The organism is Kribbella sp. NPDC051620, from assembly GCF_044453825.1.
Taxonomy (GTDB): domain Bacteria; phylum Actinomycetota; class Actinomycetes; order Propionibacteriales; family Kribbellaceae; genus Kribbella.
In genome coordinates this window covers 551458-568194 of record NZ_JBITDB010000001.1, presented here as the reverse complement: position 1 = coordinate 568194, position 16737 = coordinate 551458, and the positions used below count along the sequence as shown (strand labels likewise).

The following is a 16737-nucleotide window of genomic DNA, read 5'->3' as shown; positions in this document are numbered from 1 at the left end:
TCGGCCGCCGCCCAGGCCCAAGCTGTCGTGCAGGTCAGATCCGCCGCGACCCCTTGGAAGGTGCCGAAAATGAAGGCAGCAACGCGACCGAGCCGCGCGAACCGTCATCCCGTCGACGAAGTCCTGTCGCCGGGCAAGCTCGCCGTCTACGGCACCCAGCACGTGCTGGCCTTCTACGCCGGCGCGGTGATCGTCCCGATCCTGCTGGCGAACTCGATCGGCCTGACCACGGCGCAGCTCGTGCACCTGATCAACGCCGACCTGTTCACCTGCGGCATCGCCTCGATCATCCAGTCGGTCGGCTTCTGGAAGGTGGGCGTCCGGCTGCCGCTGCTGCAGGGCGTGACCTTCACGGCCGTCTCGCCGATGATCGCGATCGGACTCGCGGCCGGCGGCGGTACGAACGGCCTGCTGGTCATCTACGGCGCGGTCCTGGTCGCCGGGTTGGCCACCTTCTTCATCGCACCGTTCTTCAGCAAGCTGATCCGGTACTTCCCTCCCGTCGTCACCGGCTCCGTGATCACGATCATCGGGCTGGCCCTGCTCCCAGTGGCCGCCGGCGACGCGACGGGCGGCGCGGGACCGACCTCGGACCCGACCAGCGGCAAGAACCTGGCGTACGCACTCGGCACTCTCGCACTGATCGTGCTCATCCAGCGGGTCTTCAAGGGCTTCATGGCCACCGTCGCCGTACTGGTCGGCCTCGTCGTCGGCACTCTGGTCGCCTGGAGCTTCGGTGACGCGCACTTCGGCGCGGTCGGCGACGCTGCCTGGGTCGGCGTCACCCAGCCCTTCTACTTCGGCTGGCCCAAGTTCTCGATCGCCGCGATCATCTCGATGGTCGTCGTCATGCTGATCACCGCGGTGGAGACCACCGGCGACGTGTTCGCGACCGGCGAGATCGTGCAGAAGCGGATCAGCCGCGACGACATCGCCCGGGCCCTGCGCGCCGACGGCCTGGCCACCACCATCGGCGGCGTCTTCAACTCCTTCCCCTATACCTGCTTCGCGGAGAACGTCGGGCTGGTCCGGCTGACCCGGGTGAAGAGCCGCTGGGTGGTCGCCTCGGCCGGCGGCATCATGATCCTGCTCGGCCTGATCCCCAAGGCGGGCGCCATCGTGGCCGGCATCCCGCATCCCGTACTGGGCGGCGCGGCCCTGGCGATGTTCGCCACCGTCGCGGTCGTCGGTTTCCAGACGCTGGCCAAGGTCGACTTCCACGACCACCGCAACGTCGTGATCGTGGCGACCAGCGTCGGGCTGGCGATGTACGTGACCGCGCAGCCGCAGATCTCCCAGGCGGTACCGGGCTGGGCCGAGATCATCTTCGGCAGCGGCATCACGCTCGGCAGCCTGACCGCGATCGGGCTGAACCTGCTCTTCCACCACGTCGGCAAGGACTTCGGCCCCGCGGTGGCCGGTCAGCCGAACCGTACCGGTCTGATCCGGCTGGATCAGGTCAACAAGATGAGCCGCGACGAGTTCGTCCAGACCTTCTCCGGGCTGTTCCAGGGACCGACCTGGATGGTCGAGCGGGCCTGGGAGATGCGGCCGTTCACCGACACCCACGCGTTGCGGCGGTCGTTCCAGGAGGCGCTCTTCTCCGGCTCGCCCGAGGAGCAGCGCGAGCTGATCGGGTCGTACCCGCAGCTCGGCTCGCAGTTCGTCGCCGATGGGTTGAGCGGGGAGGCGTCGCTTCGGGATCAGGCCACTCGCGGTCTGACCTTCTTGCCGGAGCCTGATCGGGACGAGCTGGCGGCGATCACCGCGGAGTACAAGGAGCGCTTCGGCTTCCCGCTCGTCATCTCGGTCAGGGACGCGGAGTCGTTCGACCGGATCGTGGAGCAGGGCCGGGTACGGCTCGGCAACTGCGAGAACCAGGAACACGCCGCCGCGCTGCTGGAGATCGCCAAGATCGCTGGGTACCGGTTCGACGACTTCCTGCAGGACGCGAACCCCATCCACAGTGCAAGGACCCGTTGGAGCCGGCCATGACGACGATCAAGGTGAACGGCCGGGACGCCGGTCTCGACGGCGTACCCGTCCACACCACCGTGCTGGACTGGCTCCGTGACCGCGGGCTGACCGGCGCCAAGGAAGGCTGCGCCGAGGGCGAGTGCGGGGCCTGCTCCGTACTGGTCGCCCGGCCTGGCATCGACAGCCCCACCGAGTGGACCGCCGTCAACGCCTGCCTGCTGCCCGCCGCATCCCTGGACGGCCAGGAGATCATCACCTCTGAAGGTCTGGGTCGGAGCACTGCGTTGCACCCCGTCCAACAGGAGATGGCCGTCCGCGGCGGCTCCCAATGCGGCTTCTGTACTCCGGGCTTCGTGTGCAGCATGGCCGCCGAGTACTACCGCCCCGACCGTACTCCCTCCGCCGACGGCAGCTGCGAGCACGAACACGGCCCCAACGGCTTCGACCTCCACGCGTTGAGCGGCAACCTCTGCCGCTGCACCGGCTACCGCCCCATCCGAGACGCCGCCTACGCCCTCGGTGAGCCCGCCGCCGACGACACCCTCGCAGCCCGCCGCCTATCCCCACCCCCGCCCCCAGTAGCCACCCAAATCACCACCAACGAAGCCGAATTCATCCGCCCAACCACCCTGCCCCAGGTCCTCGAAATCCTCGCCGAATCCCCCGAAGCCCAACTCGTAGCCGGCTCCACCGACACCGGCGTCGAAGTAAACCTCCGAGGCCTCCGCCCCCCACTCGTAGTCGCCATCGACCGCCTACCCGAACTCCGCGAGTTCGACTTCGAGGCGGGCGAGGTGCGGATTGGGGCGGCGTTGACGTTGAGTGAGGTCGAGCGGTTACTTGCTGGGCGGGTGCCGTTGCTGGGGCAGATGTTTCCGCAGTTTGCGTCTCGGTTGATTCGTAACGGGGCGACCATCGGGGGGAACCTCGGGACTGGGTCGCCGATCGGGGATACACCGCCGGCCCTCCTCGCGCTTGACGCGTCGCTCGTCTTGGCGTCGAGCCGGGGTGAGCGCGTCGTGGCCTTGGCCGACTACTTCACGGGGTATCGGCAGACGGTGAAGGCGACGGATGAGTTGATTCGTAGTGTGGTGATTCCGTTGCCGTTGGCATCTATGACGGCGTTTCACAAGATCGCCAAGCGGCGATTCGACGACATCTCGAGCGTGGCTGTCGGGTACGCCGTCGAGGTTGTCGACGGGGTTGTGAGGCAGGTTCGGATCGGGCTTGGTGGGGTGGCTGCTACTCCGTTGCGGGCGCGGGCGACCGAGGACGCGTTGATCGGCCGGCCGTGGACCGAGCGGACCGTCGGTGAAGCGGCTGCAGTACTGGCCGGGGAGGGAACGCCGATGGACGATCACCGGGCCAGTTCGGCGTACCGGTCGGCAATGCTCGGGCAGTCGCTGCTCCGGTTCTTCGCTCAACACCTCGCAGCGGAAGGAGTCAGCGCATGAGCTCGCTGTCGCTTCGTCCCGAGAACTCGATCGTCGGCCTGCCGTTGCCGCATGAGAGCGCGGCGTTGCATGTGACCGGCGAGGCGCTCTACACCGACGACCTGGTGATCCGCACCCACGACGTACTGCACGCGTGGCCGGTTCAGTCGCCGCATGCTCATGCGCGGATCCTCGACCTGCGGGTGAAGCCGGCGTACGACGTACCGGGAGTTGTCCGGGTTCTGACCGCTGAGGATGTGCCCGGGATCAACGACGCCGGGGTCAAGCACGATGAGCCGCTGTTCCCGTCCGAGGCGATGTTCCACGGGCACGCGATCTGCTGGGTGCTCGGCGAGACGCTGGAGGCCGCCCGGCTCGGAGCTTTGGCGGTCGAGGTCGAGTACGAGGAACTGCCTTCGCTGGTGACCGTCCGCGAGGCGATTGCCGCAGGCAACTTCCAGGGCATCGGGCGGCATCTGGAGAGCGGTGATGTCGAGGCCGCGCTGGCGTCGGCTCCGCATGTCTTCGAGGGTGAGTTCGAGTTCGCCGGTCAGGAGCACTTCTACCTGGAGACCAACTCGGCGCTGGCGCTCATCGACGAGGGCGGCCAGATCTTCGTCCAGAGCAGCACGCAGCACCCGTCGGAGACACAGGAGATCGTCGCCCACGTGCTCGGCGTGGCCAACCACGCGGTGACCGTTCAGTGCCTGCGGATGGGCGGCGGCTTCGGTGGCAAGGAAATGCAGCCGCACGGGTTCGCCGCCATCGCGGCACTCGGCGCGACGCTGACCGGCCGCCCGGTACGGCTGCGGCTCAACCGCACCCAGGACGTCACGATGACCGGCAAGCGCCACGGCTTCCACAGCTCATGGCGGGTCGGCTTCGACAACGAGGGTCACCTGGTCGCGCTGGATGCAACCCTGACGGCCGACGGCGGCTGGAGCCTCGATCTGTCCGAGCCGGTGCTCGCCCGCGCGATGTGCCACATCGACAACGGGTACTCGATCCCGAACGTCCGCGTCGACGGCCGGATCGCCAAGACGAACAAGACGTCGCAGACCGCCTTCCGGGGATTCGGCGGGCCGCAAGGCATGCTCGTCCTCGAAGACATCCTCGGCCGGTGCGCGCCGCTGCTCGGGTACGACGCGATGGAGCTGCGGCGGCGAAACTTCTACCACTCAGGCGACAGCACGCCGTACGGGATGCCGGTCCGCCATGCCGAGCGCCTGGAAGCTTGCTGGAGTGAGGTCCTCACGGAGGGCGATATCGAGCGGCGCAAGGTGGAGATCGAGGAGTTCAACGCGACCCACCCGCACCTCAAGCGGGCGATCGCGATGACGCCGGTGAAGTTCGGCATCTCGTTCAACCTGACTGCGTTCAACCAGGCGGGCGCGTTGGTGCACGTCTACAAGGACGGCTCGGTGCTGATCAACCACGGCGGCACGGAGATGGGCCAGGGCCTGCACACCAAGATGCTGCAGGTGGCGGCGACGTCGCTGGGCATCCCGCTGTCGCGGGTACGGCTGGCGCCGACGCGGACCGACAAGGTGCCCAACACCTCGGCGACGGCGGCGAGCTCGGGCGCTGACCTCAACGGGGCCGCGATCAAGAACGCCTGCGAGCAGATCCGTACGCGCCTCGAACAAGTTGCCGGGGGCAAGCTCGGGATCGGCGCGCATGACGTGCGGTTCGTCGACGGTGTCGTCCGCGGGCTGACCTTCGACGGTCCGACGCTGACCTGGGAAGAGGTCGTCAATGCGGCGTACTTCCAGCGGGTGCAGTTGTGGGTGGCCGGCTTCTACCGGACCGAGGGTCTGCACTGGGACGCCAACGCGATGCGGGGGGAGCCGTTCAAGTACTTCGCGTACGGCGTCGCCGCGTCCGAGGTGGAGGTCGACGGCTTCACCGGCGCGTACACGTTGCGACGGGTGGACATCGTCCACGACGTGGGCGACAGCCTCAGCCCGCTGATCGACATCGGGCAGATCGAGGGCGGATTCGTCCAAGGCGCCGGCTGGCTGACGCTGGAGGATCTCCGCTGGGACGAGAGCACCGGCCCGAACCGCGGCCGCCTCGCCACCCAGGCGGCAAGCACCTACAAACTCCCAAGCTTCTCCGAGATGCCCGAGGTCTTCAACGTCCGCCTCCTGGAGAAGGCCCACGAAGACGGCGCAGTCTACGGCTCCAAAGCCGTCGGCGAGCCCCCGCTGATGCTCGCCTTCTCAGTCCGAGAAGCCCTCCGCCAAGCAGCCGCAGCCTTCGGCCCGGCGGGAACGAGTGTGGATCTGGCCTGCCCAGCGACGCCCGAGGCGGTCTATTGGGCGCTGGACAAGGCTCGGCAGGAGCGTGATTGAGATGGAGTGGATGCGGGCTGTTCAAGCTCTGCGGGAGCAGCGGCGGGCGGGCGTACTGGTCACCGTCATCTCCGTTCGTGGGCACTCGCCTCGGGATGCGGGGGCCAAGATGGTCGTCTCCGCGGATGATGTCTGGGCGACTGTTGGTGGCGGCAACCTTGAGGCGGTCGCGGTCGAGCGAGCGCGGGTACTGCTGGCTGAGGGGCGGGGCGAACCCGAAGTACTGGAGTTTTCGTTGTCGGACAAGGCGCCGTTCCAGCAGGCGGTGCAGTGTTGTGGTGGTGAGGTGAAGTTGCTGCTGGAGCCGTTGCCGGTGGTTCCGTCGGTGGCGATCTTCGGGGTCGGTCATGTCGGGCTCGAGCTGGCCCGCATCCTCGCCCGGCACGACCTCGAACTGCATCTGATCGACTCGCGCCCAGACCAGCTCGTACCGTCGCGGCTCGCCGTCCTGGACGACGCCGTGGCAGGCGTGCACGTGCACCACGTACCGGTCCTGCCGGAACTCGTCGTCGGCGAGCTGCCCCCGGGCACGCACGCGCTGGTGATGACGCACGACCACGCCGAGGACGCCGCCCTCTGCGATGCCGCGCTGCGCAACGGGCAGCTGGCGACGATCGGCCTGATCGGATCGAGCGCCAAATGGGCGCGATTCCGCCGCAAGCTCGCCGACGACGGCCTTCCGGCCGAGGCGATCGACTCGATCACCACGCCGATCGGGCTGTCCGACCTGCCCGGCAAGGAGCCGGCCGTGATCGCGGTCAGCGTGGCCGCCTGGCTGCTCCAACTGTTCGTTGCCGAGCGCAACTCCGCGCCGGTTCACCGTGAGGCAGAAGCATGACGCTCTTCAGAGGCACGTTCCTCGACACCCCGGACAACCCGTTCACCGGCGGCTCGTTGCGAGTCGCCACCGACGCCGCGCTGCTCGTCGAAGACGGCCTGATCACCGCCCGCGGGAGCTACGCGGAACTGCGCGACGCCCACCCGGCCGAGCGCGTCGTCGACCTGACCGGCGGGCTCGTACTGCCCGGCTTCGTCGACACGCACGTGCACTTCCCGCAGATCCGCGCGGTCGGCGGCATGGGGATGCCGCTGCTCGAATGGCTCGACCGCTACGCGCTGCCCGAGGAAGCCCGGATGGCCGACGCCGCCTATGCCTCCAGCGTCGCCGACGAGTTCGTCCGCGGCCTCGCGGCAGCCGGTACGACGAGCGCGCTGGTCTTCGGCGCGCACTTCGCCTCCGCCGTCGACACCCTCTTCACCGCCGCCTCCCGAGTCGGCCTGCGGATCACCAGCGGCCTGGTCGTGAGCGACCGCATCATCCGCGCGGATCTGCTCACCACCCCGGAACGCGCCTACACCGAGTCGCTCGCACTGGCCGCCCGCTGGCACGGCGTCGGCCGCAACCGGTACGCCGTGACGCCACGGTTCTCGCTCTCCTGCACCGACGACCTGCTCGCGACCTGCCACACGATCCTGGAGGAGATCCCGGGCGCCCTCTTCACCTCACACCTCAACGAGAACGAGGCGGAGATCGCGACCGTGGCCGAACTCTTCGGCGGCAGCGACTACGTCAGTACGTACGACAAGCACGGCCTGGTCGACCACCGCAGCGTGCTCGCACACAACGTCCACCCGACCGACGTCGAGCTCAAGCTGCTCGGCGACAGCGGGGCGACGGTCGCGCACTGCCCGACGAGCAACGCGGTGCTGGGGAGTGGGCTCTTCCCGCTGACGCGGCACCTCGATCACGGGGTACGGGTCGCGCTCGGGTCGGATGTCGGCGCTGGTACCGGGTTCTCGTTGCTGAAGGAGGGCCTGCAGGCGTACTTCTGCCAGCAACTGATGGGCGACCGCGGCCTGGCTCTCAACTCCGCGCACTTGTTGCACCTGGCAACGACTGCCGGGGCTACGGCGCTGGGACTGGAAGAGGTCGGCGAGCTGAGCGTCGGCAAGCGCTTCGACGCCCAGTTGCTGCGGCCGGCCGACGGCTCGCCGCTGGCGATCGGGCTGGAGCATGCCGAGGACTACGAAGACGCGCTGGCCCGGGCGTTCACGCTCGGTACGCCGGCCGACGTCCGCGCCGTCTGGATCGACGGCCAACTGGTCAACGACGTGGAGGTCGGATGAACCTGCAGGACTTCAACTCCGCTCGCGTCGACGAGTTGCGACCGCTGCTCGCCGCCTGCTGCGACGTCCCGCGCTGGGTCGACCGCATCCTCGCCGACCGCCCGTACGCCGATCTCGCCGCCCTCACCAAGGTCGCGGACGAAGCGTCGCGATCCCTCACCTCCGACGAGGTCGCACAGGCGTTGGCTGCCCACCCCCGAATCGGCGACCGCGCCGAAGGCTCGAGCACCGAAGCAGCCTGGTCCCGCAAGGAACAGTCCGGCGTCGGCGACGACCCCGCTGTCCGCGAGGCGCTAGCGGCCGGCAACCGCGCCTACGAGGAACGCTTCAACCGAGTCTTCCTCATCTGCGCCACCGGCCTGTCAGCCACCGAGCTGCTCACCGCCCTGAACCACCGCCTGACGAACGACGACACCACCGAAGCCTCGGTAGTACAAGAAGAACTCCGCAAAATAGCCAACCTCCGCCTAACAAAGGCGATCACATGACCACCCTCTCCACCCACATCCTCGACACCGCCCTAGGCAAGCCGGCCCAAGGCGTCCCAGTCACCCTGTCCCGCCTGACCGCACGCAACTCCTCCCGGTCCGAGGCGGACCCCGCTCAGCCCACGCCACACGAGCCCGAGGCGGACCCGGCTCAGCCCACCCCGCCCCAGCCCGAGCCGGACCCCGGTCAGCCCACCCCACCCCAGCCCGAGCCGGTGCGGCCCCCCGACACGCCTTCCCTTCCGAGCGCGGACACGACCGCGGACTTGTCCGCGGTCGGAAGTAGCACCACCGACGCCGATGGCCGCATCAGCGCATTCACCTCCGGTGAGCTGGAGCCTGGCACCTACCAACTGCGCTTCGACACGGCTGCCTATGCGGCAGCCACCAAGCAGGACATCTTTTTTCCTGAGGTCGTGGTGACCTTTCTGATTTCCGATGAGCGGCATTACCACGTTCCGTTGCTGCTCAGTCCGTTCGCCTTTTCCACCTATCGAGGGAGCTGATCCGATGGCGATCCACCTGGGAGCCAATCAGTACGGCAAGGCCGAGAGCCGGGTCGTCCGCATCTACCGCGACACGCCCCGGCACCAGATCCGCGACCTCAACGTCTCGTCCGCGTTGCGCGGCCGGTTCGAGAACGCGCACACAACCGGCGACCAGTCCGACGTACTGCCGACCGACAGCCAGAAGAACACCGCCTTCGCGTTCGCCAAGGAGAAGGGCGTCGACTCGATCGAGGAGTTCGCCCTCACCCTCGCCGACCACTTCCTGACCGCCTCGGCCGCGGCCGACGGCGCCCGGGTCGAGATCGAGGAGTACAACTGGGAACGCATCCCCGTCGACGGCGCCGGCCACGACCACTCCTTCGTCCGCAGCGGCGCCGGCATCCGTACTACCGTCGTCAACCTCGACGGCCGCGGCGACGACCGCAAAGCGCACGTCGTCTCGGGCATCCGCGACCTGACGGTCCTGAAGTCGACCGGCTCCGAGTTCCACGGCTTCCTCAAGGACAAGTACACGACGCTGAAGGAGACCGACGACCGCATCCTCGCCACCTCCCTGGTCGCCCGCTGGCGCTACGACCACACGGACGTCGACTGGGACAAGTCGTACGACGAGATCAAGAGCCTGCTGCTGGAGAAGTTCGCGACCATCCACAGCCTCGCGCTGCAACAGACCCTGTACGGGATGGGCGAGGCGGTCCTCGAGCGCCACCCCGAGGTCGCGGAGATCAAGTTCTCGGCCCCCAACAAGCACCACTTCCTGGTCGACCTGAGCCCGTTCGAGGTGGAGAACCCTGGTGAGGTCTTCATCGCGGCGGACCGTCCGTACGGGCTGATCGAGGCATCGGTCGTCCGTGACGACGCAACCGACGCGGGGTCGGCCTGGCACGCCGTACCGGGCTTCTGTTGATCGTCATCGACGGCGCAGCCGTGGTCACCCTCGACCGGGAACGCCGCGAGCTGACCACCGGCCACGTCGTTGCTGACGGCAACCGGATCGTCGCGGTCGGGGCCGGGCCGGCACCGGCGTACGAGGGCGCACGAGTGGTCGACGGACGCGGGTGTCTGGTGACGCCCGGGTTCGTCAACACCCACCAGCACCTGTACCAATGGGTGACGCGTGGACTCGCAGCCGACTCGACTCTCTTCGGCTGGCTCAACACCTTGTATCCCGTCTGGGCAGGTATCGACGAGCAGTCGGTGCATGTGGCAGCCCAGGGCGCGCTGGCCCAACTGGCGCGCACCGGGTGCACGACCGCGTCGGATCATCACTACGTTTTCCCCCGGCGCGGCGGTGATCTCCTGGAAGCGGAGATCACCGCGGCAGCCAAGGTGGGGCTCAGGTTCCACCCCGCGCGCGGCTCGATGGATCTCAGCCAGAAGGACGGCGGGTTGCCGCCCGACTCGGTGGTCGAGGACCGCGAGGAGATCCTGCTCGCGACCGAGGCCGCGATCGACCGCTGGCACGGCTCTTCGCCGGATTCGATGCTGCAGGTGGTCGTCGCGCCTTGCTCGCCGTTCAGTGTGACCGGCGACCTGATGCGGGAGTCGGCCGAACTGGCCCGTCGCAAGGGCGTCCGGCTGCACACGCATCTGGCCGAGACGACCGACGAGGCCGAGTGGTGTGACGAGCGGTTCGGCTGTACGCCGTCGGAGTATGCGGCTGAGTTGGGCTGGACTGGCTCTGATGTGTGGTTCGCGCATGGCATTCATTTCGACGACGCGGAGATCAAGAGGCTGGGGGCAACGGCCACCGGAATCGCGCACTGCCCCAGCTCCAACGCTCGCCTCGGCGCTGGGATCGCCCGCGTCGCCGACCTGCGAGCGGCCGGCTGTCCGGTCGGGCTCGGGGTGGATGGTGCTGCCAGCAACGAAGCGGGCAGTCTGCTGGAGGAGTTGCGCAATGCGCTGCTGTTCGCCCGCGCACGTGGTGGGCCGCAGGCTCTCGACGTACGGACGGCTTTGGAGCTGGCGACGCTGGATGGCGCGCGGATTCTCGGCCGGGAGGACGACATCGGCTCCTTGGAGGTCGGGAAGCTGGCCGACCTCGCCGTCTGGCGACTCGACACTCTCACCCACGCCGGCATCGACGACCCGGTGGCCGCGCTGGTCCTGGGCGCTCCCCCACCACTGGAGCTGCTCCTGGTCAACGGCCGACCCGTCGTAGAGCAGGACACCGTCGTCACCATCGACGAACCGACCCTGGCAGAGCAGGTGGCCAGGACCCAGAAGGCCCTTCTCGCGCGAGCTACCTAGAGCCGCGAGCCACTGAAAGCACTGAGAGGCGAACCTGTGGACGAAGCACTTCTTGCCGAGCTGGACCGACGGCTGGCCGACGCCGACGCCGCGCTGACGACGCTCTACCCGGGCGATCGCGGAGTTCGGCAACCGATCCATACGGTGTACGTGCCTGCCGATCGCTTCACATCCGGCACCGTCGGCGAGTGGGCGGAGCAAGCTCGGGCCGTGCTGGGTGAACATGGCCGGTCGGCGGAGGAACTGGCTACCGTGCTCGACCTGCCTGCCGGTCACGCCGTCGAGGTCTTCGACCGCGTCCACGCCAAGCTGGAGCGAGAGCCGATCGAGGACCTGCGCATCGACTTCGAGGACGGCTACGGGAACCGCCCGGACGAGCAGGAGGACAAGGCCGCTGTCAGTGCGGGCCAGGCATTGGCCGAGCTGATCAACGCCGGGGCGGCGCCGCCGTATCACGGGCTTCGGATCAAGTCGCTCGAAGCGCCCAGCCGCCGGCGCGGGGTCCAGACGCTGACGCTGTTCGTGAGCGAGCTGGCCGAGGCCGGCGCGCTGACCGTCGGGTTCGTGATCACCCTCGCCAAAGTCACCTCGGTCGACCAGATCTCGGCGATGGTTGTCGTGCTGGACGCCGTCGAGCAGACGAACGGGGTGGCTTCGGGTTCGCTGAAGTTCGAGATCCAGGTGGAGACACCGCAGGCGATTCTCGGGTCGGATGGCGCGACGCCGCTGCCCGCGATGATCCGGGCGGGTGCGGGCCGGGTGACTGGTCTGCACTACGGCACCTATGACTACTCGGCCTCGCTGGGCATCGCAGCGGCGTACCAGAGCATGGAGCATCCGGTCGCCGACCATGCGAAGGACGTCATGCAGTTGGCTGCGGCAGGTACCGGCGTCTTCGTCTGCGACGGCTCGACCAATGTGCTGCCCATCGGTTCCCGTGAGCAGGTCCATGCCGCCTGGCGTCTCCACCAGCGCCTGGTCCGCCGATCGTTGGAACGCGGCATCTATCAAGGCTGGGACATGCACCCCGCGCAACTACCCAGCCGCTACGTCGCTACCTACTTGTTCTACCGCGAGGGCCTAGCCACAGCTGCCGCCCGACTTCGCGCCTATGTCGAAGGAGGTGACTCCGGCTACCTGGACGAGCCTGCGACCGCCGCCGCGCTGGCCGGCTTCGTACTGCGTGGCCTGGAGTGCGGCGCGCTCGACACCGCCGAGCTCGACAAGCTGATCGGCGTCGACACGGCCGGCCTGGCGAGGCTCGCCCGCCGCCCGCTCCGCTCCTGAGTCCTCGGCACTTCCGGCATTTGTGGTTAAACTTCCATGATCCGGAAGTACCGAGAGAGCGGAGGCCGCTGTGGCGGACGAGCAGAGCGGAACCCCCGTGGCGGAGCCGGCGGGATCGGCCGTGGCGGAGCCGGCGGGATCGGCCGACGCGCAGCCGGCAGGATCGGCCGACGCGCAGCCGGCGGGATCGGCCGAGGCGCAGCCGGCAGGATCGGCCGACGCGCAGCCGGAGGGCGCCAGCACCAAGAGCCGTACCGGGAGCGTGCAGTCGATCGAGCGTGCTTTCGCCCTGCTCGAGATGATGGCCGACGCGGGTGGCATGGTCCCGCTGTCCCAGCTCGCCACCACCTCCGGTCTCCCGCTGCCCACGATCCACCGCCTGGTCCGCACCCTGGTCGACCTCGGGTACGTCCGGCAGGAGCCGTCCCGTCAGTACGTCCTCGGCCCCCGGCTGATCCGTCTCGGCGAGGCGTCCTCGCACATGCTCAGCGTTTGGGCGCGCCCGCATCTGGCGCAACTGGTCGACCAGGTCGGCGAGTCGGCGAACATGGCGATGCTCGACGGGGATCAGATCGTGTACCTGGCCCAGGTACAGTCCCGCCACTCCATGCGCATGTTCACCGAGGTCGGCCGCCGCGTCCTCCCCCACTGCACAGCCGTCGGCAAAGCCATCCTCTCCAAGCTCCCCGAGCCGGAGGTCCGCGACCTCCTGCACCGCACCGGCATGCCCCAACACACCTCGACCACCATCACCGACCCCGACGAGTTCATCGCCCAACTCCACAAGGCCGATTCAGACGGCTACGCCCTGGACGAAGGCGAACAGGAACAAGGCGTCCGCTGCGTCGCCGTACAGGTCCCCGACGCCCCGTCCCGCCTGGCCCTGTCCCTCTCCGGCCCCGCCGGCCGAATGACCGAAGACCTCCTCCACCAAGCAGTCCCCCTCCTAACCCAAGCCGCCAAGGCCTTCTCCGACGACCTCCGATAAGTACCCCCACGCAGCCTCGCCGCTCGCACCTCCGATAAGTACTCCCACGCTGCCTCGCCGCTCGTTCCTCCGATAAGTACTCCCACGCTGCCTCGCCGCTCGTTCCTCGCTCACCACTCGTCGCTCCCACCCACCCCTGGGTAAGCGCTCTTCCGTCGCGCGAAGGCGAGAGTAGGCACCCACGCTCCTGCGGCCACCGTCTGGCGGAGCGCCGAAGGTCGAGTGCTCCGCCGTCGACTGGAGTTCCCCACCAGGCGTTCGCATCAGGCGTTTCCACCAGGCGTTCCCATCAGACTTTCCGCCCGGGCTTGCACTCCAGCGTCACGCCGTCTGCGACTCCGGAGGTACTCGGGATGCATGAAGGTCTGGAAAATCCCACCGCGGCGGCCCTGACCCCGAACCTGGCTGTGGTTGTGCCGTCGCAAACTCACAGCTTCCGACTGCCATCCAGGATCCCGATCCACTCTGTGACCGTCACAAGAGTCGGCACCCATCACCGCCTACTGAACGGCTGGGAACGCAGCCTCGGAGCAGCAGCTCAGAACGGTGGTTGTTCGCCGCCGGTGACCGTGGGTGCTGGTGGGGGTTTGCGGACAGGGCCGGGCGTTGCGGGTGGGGTGGTGTAGCGATGACCCGTGGGAGTGGTGAGCGTAGTGGAGCCGTCGGGGTGGTTGGTAGCAACCCAACCCCAGCTGGGGGTGTCCTTGATGATGTGGTGCAGTTCGCAGTAGTTGCGCAGGTCGGCCAGCCGGGTAATCCCGGTCTGGGCGAACGGTGCGCCGTGGTCGCGATCGCATTCGCGGGCGGCTCGGTTGCAGTTCACCCAGTCGCAGGTGGGATGGGCCGCAAGCAAGGTCTCCGAGACGAGCATCCCCGGGTCATGGCGCGTTGTCGATGCCTCCAGTACGGCCCCGTTCGCTGGGTCGGTCAGGATGCGTCGCCAGGTGCCGTCAGCGGCGATGCGTCGCGCCATTTCGGCTGGTATCGGGCCGTACCCGGTCAGCTCGCAAGGTTCGTCGTCCATGCCGAGCAGCGTGGTGATGGGAGTAAGGACCTCGATGTGAGGCCGGCGTCGGTGCTGGTCGGGCAGTCGCCGCCCGAGCCAGTCGAGTCCGTTCCACAGCATGAAGCCGAACAGGTCCGCGACCACATCGGCCCGCCGCTGATCGGCCGTTCGACGAGGAACTGGCCGCTGACCCGCCGCACCATCCGCAGTCCCATCATCCGTCGATGCAACGTCCGTCGTCGCTCCGCTGTTGGTGGTGCTCGGCGTGCTGGAATCTGTCGTTGGGCCGGACTTGCCGGCGCGTCGTTTGGCAAGGTCGGCCATCGCCTGGATGACGATCCACATCTGCTGGATCTTGTCGGCACTGTCGACGATCCACAGGCCGGCCATGCCATCGTCCAAGGGAACGATCCGGACCTCACGCTTCTCCTTCGCCTCACGGTGCCGGTCGGCTGCGTTCTTGGCGTTGTACTTGGCGACCTGACGGTTCAACGACCGCTGCAGGTTGGCGTGTGACTGGATCGGTGCCCGCTTCAGCACCGCATCCTCGACGGCCCGGGTCTTCGCGTCATCCAGCTGCTCGGTCGCCTTGCTGATCGAGATCGCCTTCGACAGGCTGATCGCACCGCAACGCAACGCGGAATGCGTGTTGGACAGCACACTGGTCAGCCGCAGGGCAGTGTCGACGTGTTTGCCTACGGTCTGCGGTGACAACTTCAAGGCGCAGGCGATCTCCGCCTCCCACGACCGCTCCGGATCGATCGGACGGCCATGCACGTCGATCTCACCGGCGTCCGGCAGTTCGGCAGCCTGGGCTTTGCGCTGCCGATAGAAAGCGGCCATCGCCGAGATCCGGATCGATTCACTCCACGCGGTCTGCCGCGCGGATGCCTTCATCAGTTCGATCAAAGCGATCGGGGACAACGACTGAGGGCGAACCTGCGCCAGCGCGGCGGCCAACTCGGCGCCGGGCGGAAGGAACACCCAAGCAGGGGCGTTCTCTGCCAGTAGACGTCGCTCGGCCTCATCCTGCTCGAAGCCGGCCCACAGCTGCCACTCAAGTGCGTCGACCGCCGACAGTGGGGGGAGCTCGTCGTAGTAGTCCGCCTCATCGAGAAACCTCGGCCCGGCAGGACTTTCCGGGTCCTCCGGCGCACAGATCACCCCGGACTCCAGCAGCAGGTCGAGTTCGTCCGCGAACGACTGCCCGCCGTACTCCCGATCGACCACGCCACTGTTCATGCAGTCACATTAGAACACCCGTTCGAATGAAGTCAAAACGTCGAATCATGGCTGGTGTCATGTCTCAAGACATAGGTGACAGTTCTGGATCAGGACATCGGTGACACTTCCGGGGCGCTTGGTGGACACTTCGGCACGGCCTGCAGGAGCATGTCCTTCCGGATCTGCCGAACTGGGGACGTTGCCCATCCATCAACGGCGTGTGGCCGCCCGCGTACAAACGAGTTCGCCGCCGAACTGCCCGGACTGCTCAATGATCCGGAAGCCGTGGCGCTCCAGTTCGAGGCGCAGGGCCTCGGCCGTCAGGTGACGGCGGTTCGGGATGTACCAGGAGCTGCCGAATCGGACCGAATCGGTGACCTGGGTTGGTACTGGGGCCCAGACGATGCCGGTCCTCGGGTCATAGTGGTCGTCGTCGTAGACGCGGCCGGGTTCATACATCGCGGTGCTGATCAGATACCGGCCATCAGGTTGGAGCCGACGGTGCACGCCCGCCAGGACGTTGCCGCGGTCGACGTCTGTGACTATGGACTGGAGGCAGAAGATGTCGATCACATAGTCGAAGCGGTCGTCGGCATCCGGCCACTTGCAGATGTCTTGCACGGCGAATCGGATCTCCAGGCCGCGCGCCTCGGCGAACTGGCGGGCTACCGCGATGGCGTCCGGCACAAGGTCAACAGCGTCGACCTGGAAGCCGCACTGAGCAAGGAAGCAGGCGGCCGCGCCTGTGCCGCAGCCGTACTCAAGCACTCGACGACCGTGGGCCTGCTCGCCGGTCGGCAGCACGCGATCCAGGAAATCACGGGCCTGGAAGTCCTCGTATGCCACGCCTGTATCGCCTGTGTGCAGGGCGTTCCATAGGTTCAGGCCTTCGCGACGAAGGCGCTCGTACGCGGCCATATGTTCCGCTTCGTAGTATCGACCGGACATCCAGGCAGTGTATGACCGGACGCCGGCCACCACGCCCTAAGCAGTCGACGCCGCCAAGCGAGCGCGTCCGGTCGGCCCGAGCACATGCCTTGGTTGGCCATCAGTGTCACCGATGTGTTGAGACATCACATCGAATCATGGCT

13 protein-coding genes are annotated in these 16737 nt (G+C 67.7%); 11 read left to right on the top strand and 2 right to left on the bottom strand.

Going from position 1 to position 16737, the window contains the following annotated elements; genetic code table 11:
* Nucleotides 1-69: 69 nt before the first annotated feature.
* From uraD (ACIA12_RS02510) to ACIA12_RS02460, 11 genes are all read left to right on the top strand, one after another.
* Entirely contained in the window at nucleotides 70-1995 is a 1926-nt protein-coding gene (gene uraD / locus ACIA12_RS02510; RefSeq protein WP_396365024.1) for a 2-oxo-4-hydroxy-4-carboxy-5-ureidoimidazoline decarboxylase, read from the top strand.
* Complete coding sequence (locus ACIA12_RS02505; RefSeq protein ID WP_396365023.1) at nucleotides 1992-3431, top strand: xanthine dehydrogenase small subunit; 1440 nt, start codon at nucleotides 1992-1994, stop codon at nucleotides 3429-3431. The genes uraD (ACIA12_RS02510) and ACIA12_RS02505 overlap by 4 nt, the downstream gene beginning before the upstream one ends.
* Nucleotides 3428-5764 carry a xanthine dehydrogenase molybdopterin binding subunit gene (gene xdhB, locus ACIA12_RS02500; protein ID WP_396365022.1) on the top strand — a complete coding sequence of 779 codons (2337 nt, stop codon included), beginning with the start codon at nucleotides 3428-3430 and terminating at the stop codon, nucleotides 5762-5764. Before ACIA12_RS02505 ends, xdhB begins: the two co-directional genes overlap by 4 nt.
* Before the next feature lie 10 nt (nucleotides 5765-5774).
* Complete coding sequence (xdhC, locus tag ACIA12_RS02495) at nucleotides 5775-6602, top strand: xanthine dehydrogenase accessory protein XdhC (RefSeq protein ID WP_396365021.1); 828 nt, start codon at nucleotides 5775-5777, stop codon at nucleotides 6600-6602.
* A complete protein-coding gene (guaD, locus tag ACIA12_RS02490) occupies nucleotides 6599-7891 on the top strand; it encodes a guanine deaminase (protein ID WP_396365020.1) in 1293 nt (430 codons plus the stop codon). Before xdhC ends, guaD begins: the two co-directional genes overlap by 4 nt.
* A complete protein-coding gene (gene uraD / locus ACIA12_RS02485; RefSeq protein WP_396365019.1) occupies nucleotides 7888-8379 on the top strand; it encodes a 2-oxo-4-hydroxy-4-carboxy-5-ureidoimidazoline decarboxylase in 492 nt (163 codons plus the stop codon). Before guaD ends, uraD (ACIA12_RS02485) begins: the two co-directional genes overlap by 4 nt.
* Nucleotides 8376-8885, top strand: coding sequence for a hydroxyisourate hydrolase (gene uraH / locus ACIA12_RS02480; protein WP_396365018.1), 510 nt, complete (start codon nucleotides 8376-8378; stop codon nucleotides 8883-8885). Before uraD (ACIA12_RS02485) ends, uraH begins: the two co-directional genes overlap by 4 nt.
* 4 nt (nucleotides 8886-8889) lie before the next feature.
* Nucleotides 8890-9795, top strand: coding sequence for a factor-independent urate hydroxylase (gene pucL / locus ACIA12_RS02475; protein WP_396365017.1), 906 nt, complete (start codon nucleotides 8890-8892; stop codon nucleotides 9793-9795).
* Nucleotides 9792-11141 (top strand): 8-oxoguanine deaminase, encoded by a 1350-nt coding sequence (locus tag ACIA12_RS02470; RefSeq protein WP_396365016.1) that lies wholly within the window; start codon nucleotides 9792-9794, stop codon nucleotides 11139-11141. Before pucL ends, ACIA12_RS02470 begins: the two co-directional genes overlap by 4 nt.
* A gap of 36 nt (nucleotides 11142-11177) precedes the next feature.
* A complete protein-coding gene (locus tag ACIA12_RS02465; RefSeq protein WP_396365015.1) occupies nucleotides 11178-12428 on the top strand; it encodes a DUF6986 family protein in 1251 nt (416 codons plus the stop codon).
* A gap of 70 nt (nucleotides 12429-12498) precedes the next feature.
* A complete protein-coding gene (locus ACIA12_RS02460; protein ID WP_396365014.1) occupies nucleotides 12499-13416 on the top strand; it encodes an IclR family transcriptional regulator in 918 nt (305 codons plus the stop codon).
* A 538-nt stretch (nucleotides 13417-13954) separates the two neighbouring features.
* On the opposite strand, the gene ACIA12_RS02455 is transcribed toward ACIA12_RS02460, so the two are convergent.
* Both ACIA12_RS02455 and ACIA12_RS02450 read right to left on the bottom strand, forming a co-directional pair.
* On the bottom strand, nucleotides 13955-15664 hold the full coding sequence (locus tag ACIA12_RS02455) for a DUF222 domain-containing protein (RefSeq protein ID WP_396365013.1): 1710 nt from the start codon (nucleotides 15662-15664) through the stop codon (nucleotides 13955-13957).
* Nucleotides 15665-15856: 192 nt separating this feature from the next.
* Complete coding sequence (locus ACIA12_RS02450) at nucleotides 15857-16594, bottom strand: class I SAM-dependent methyltransferase (protein WP_396365012.1); 738 nt, start codon at nucleotides 16592-16594, stop codon at nucleotides 15857-15859.
* Nucleotides 16595-16737 lie beyond the last annotated feature (143 nt).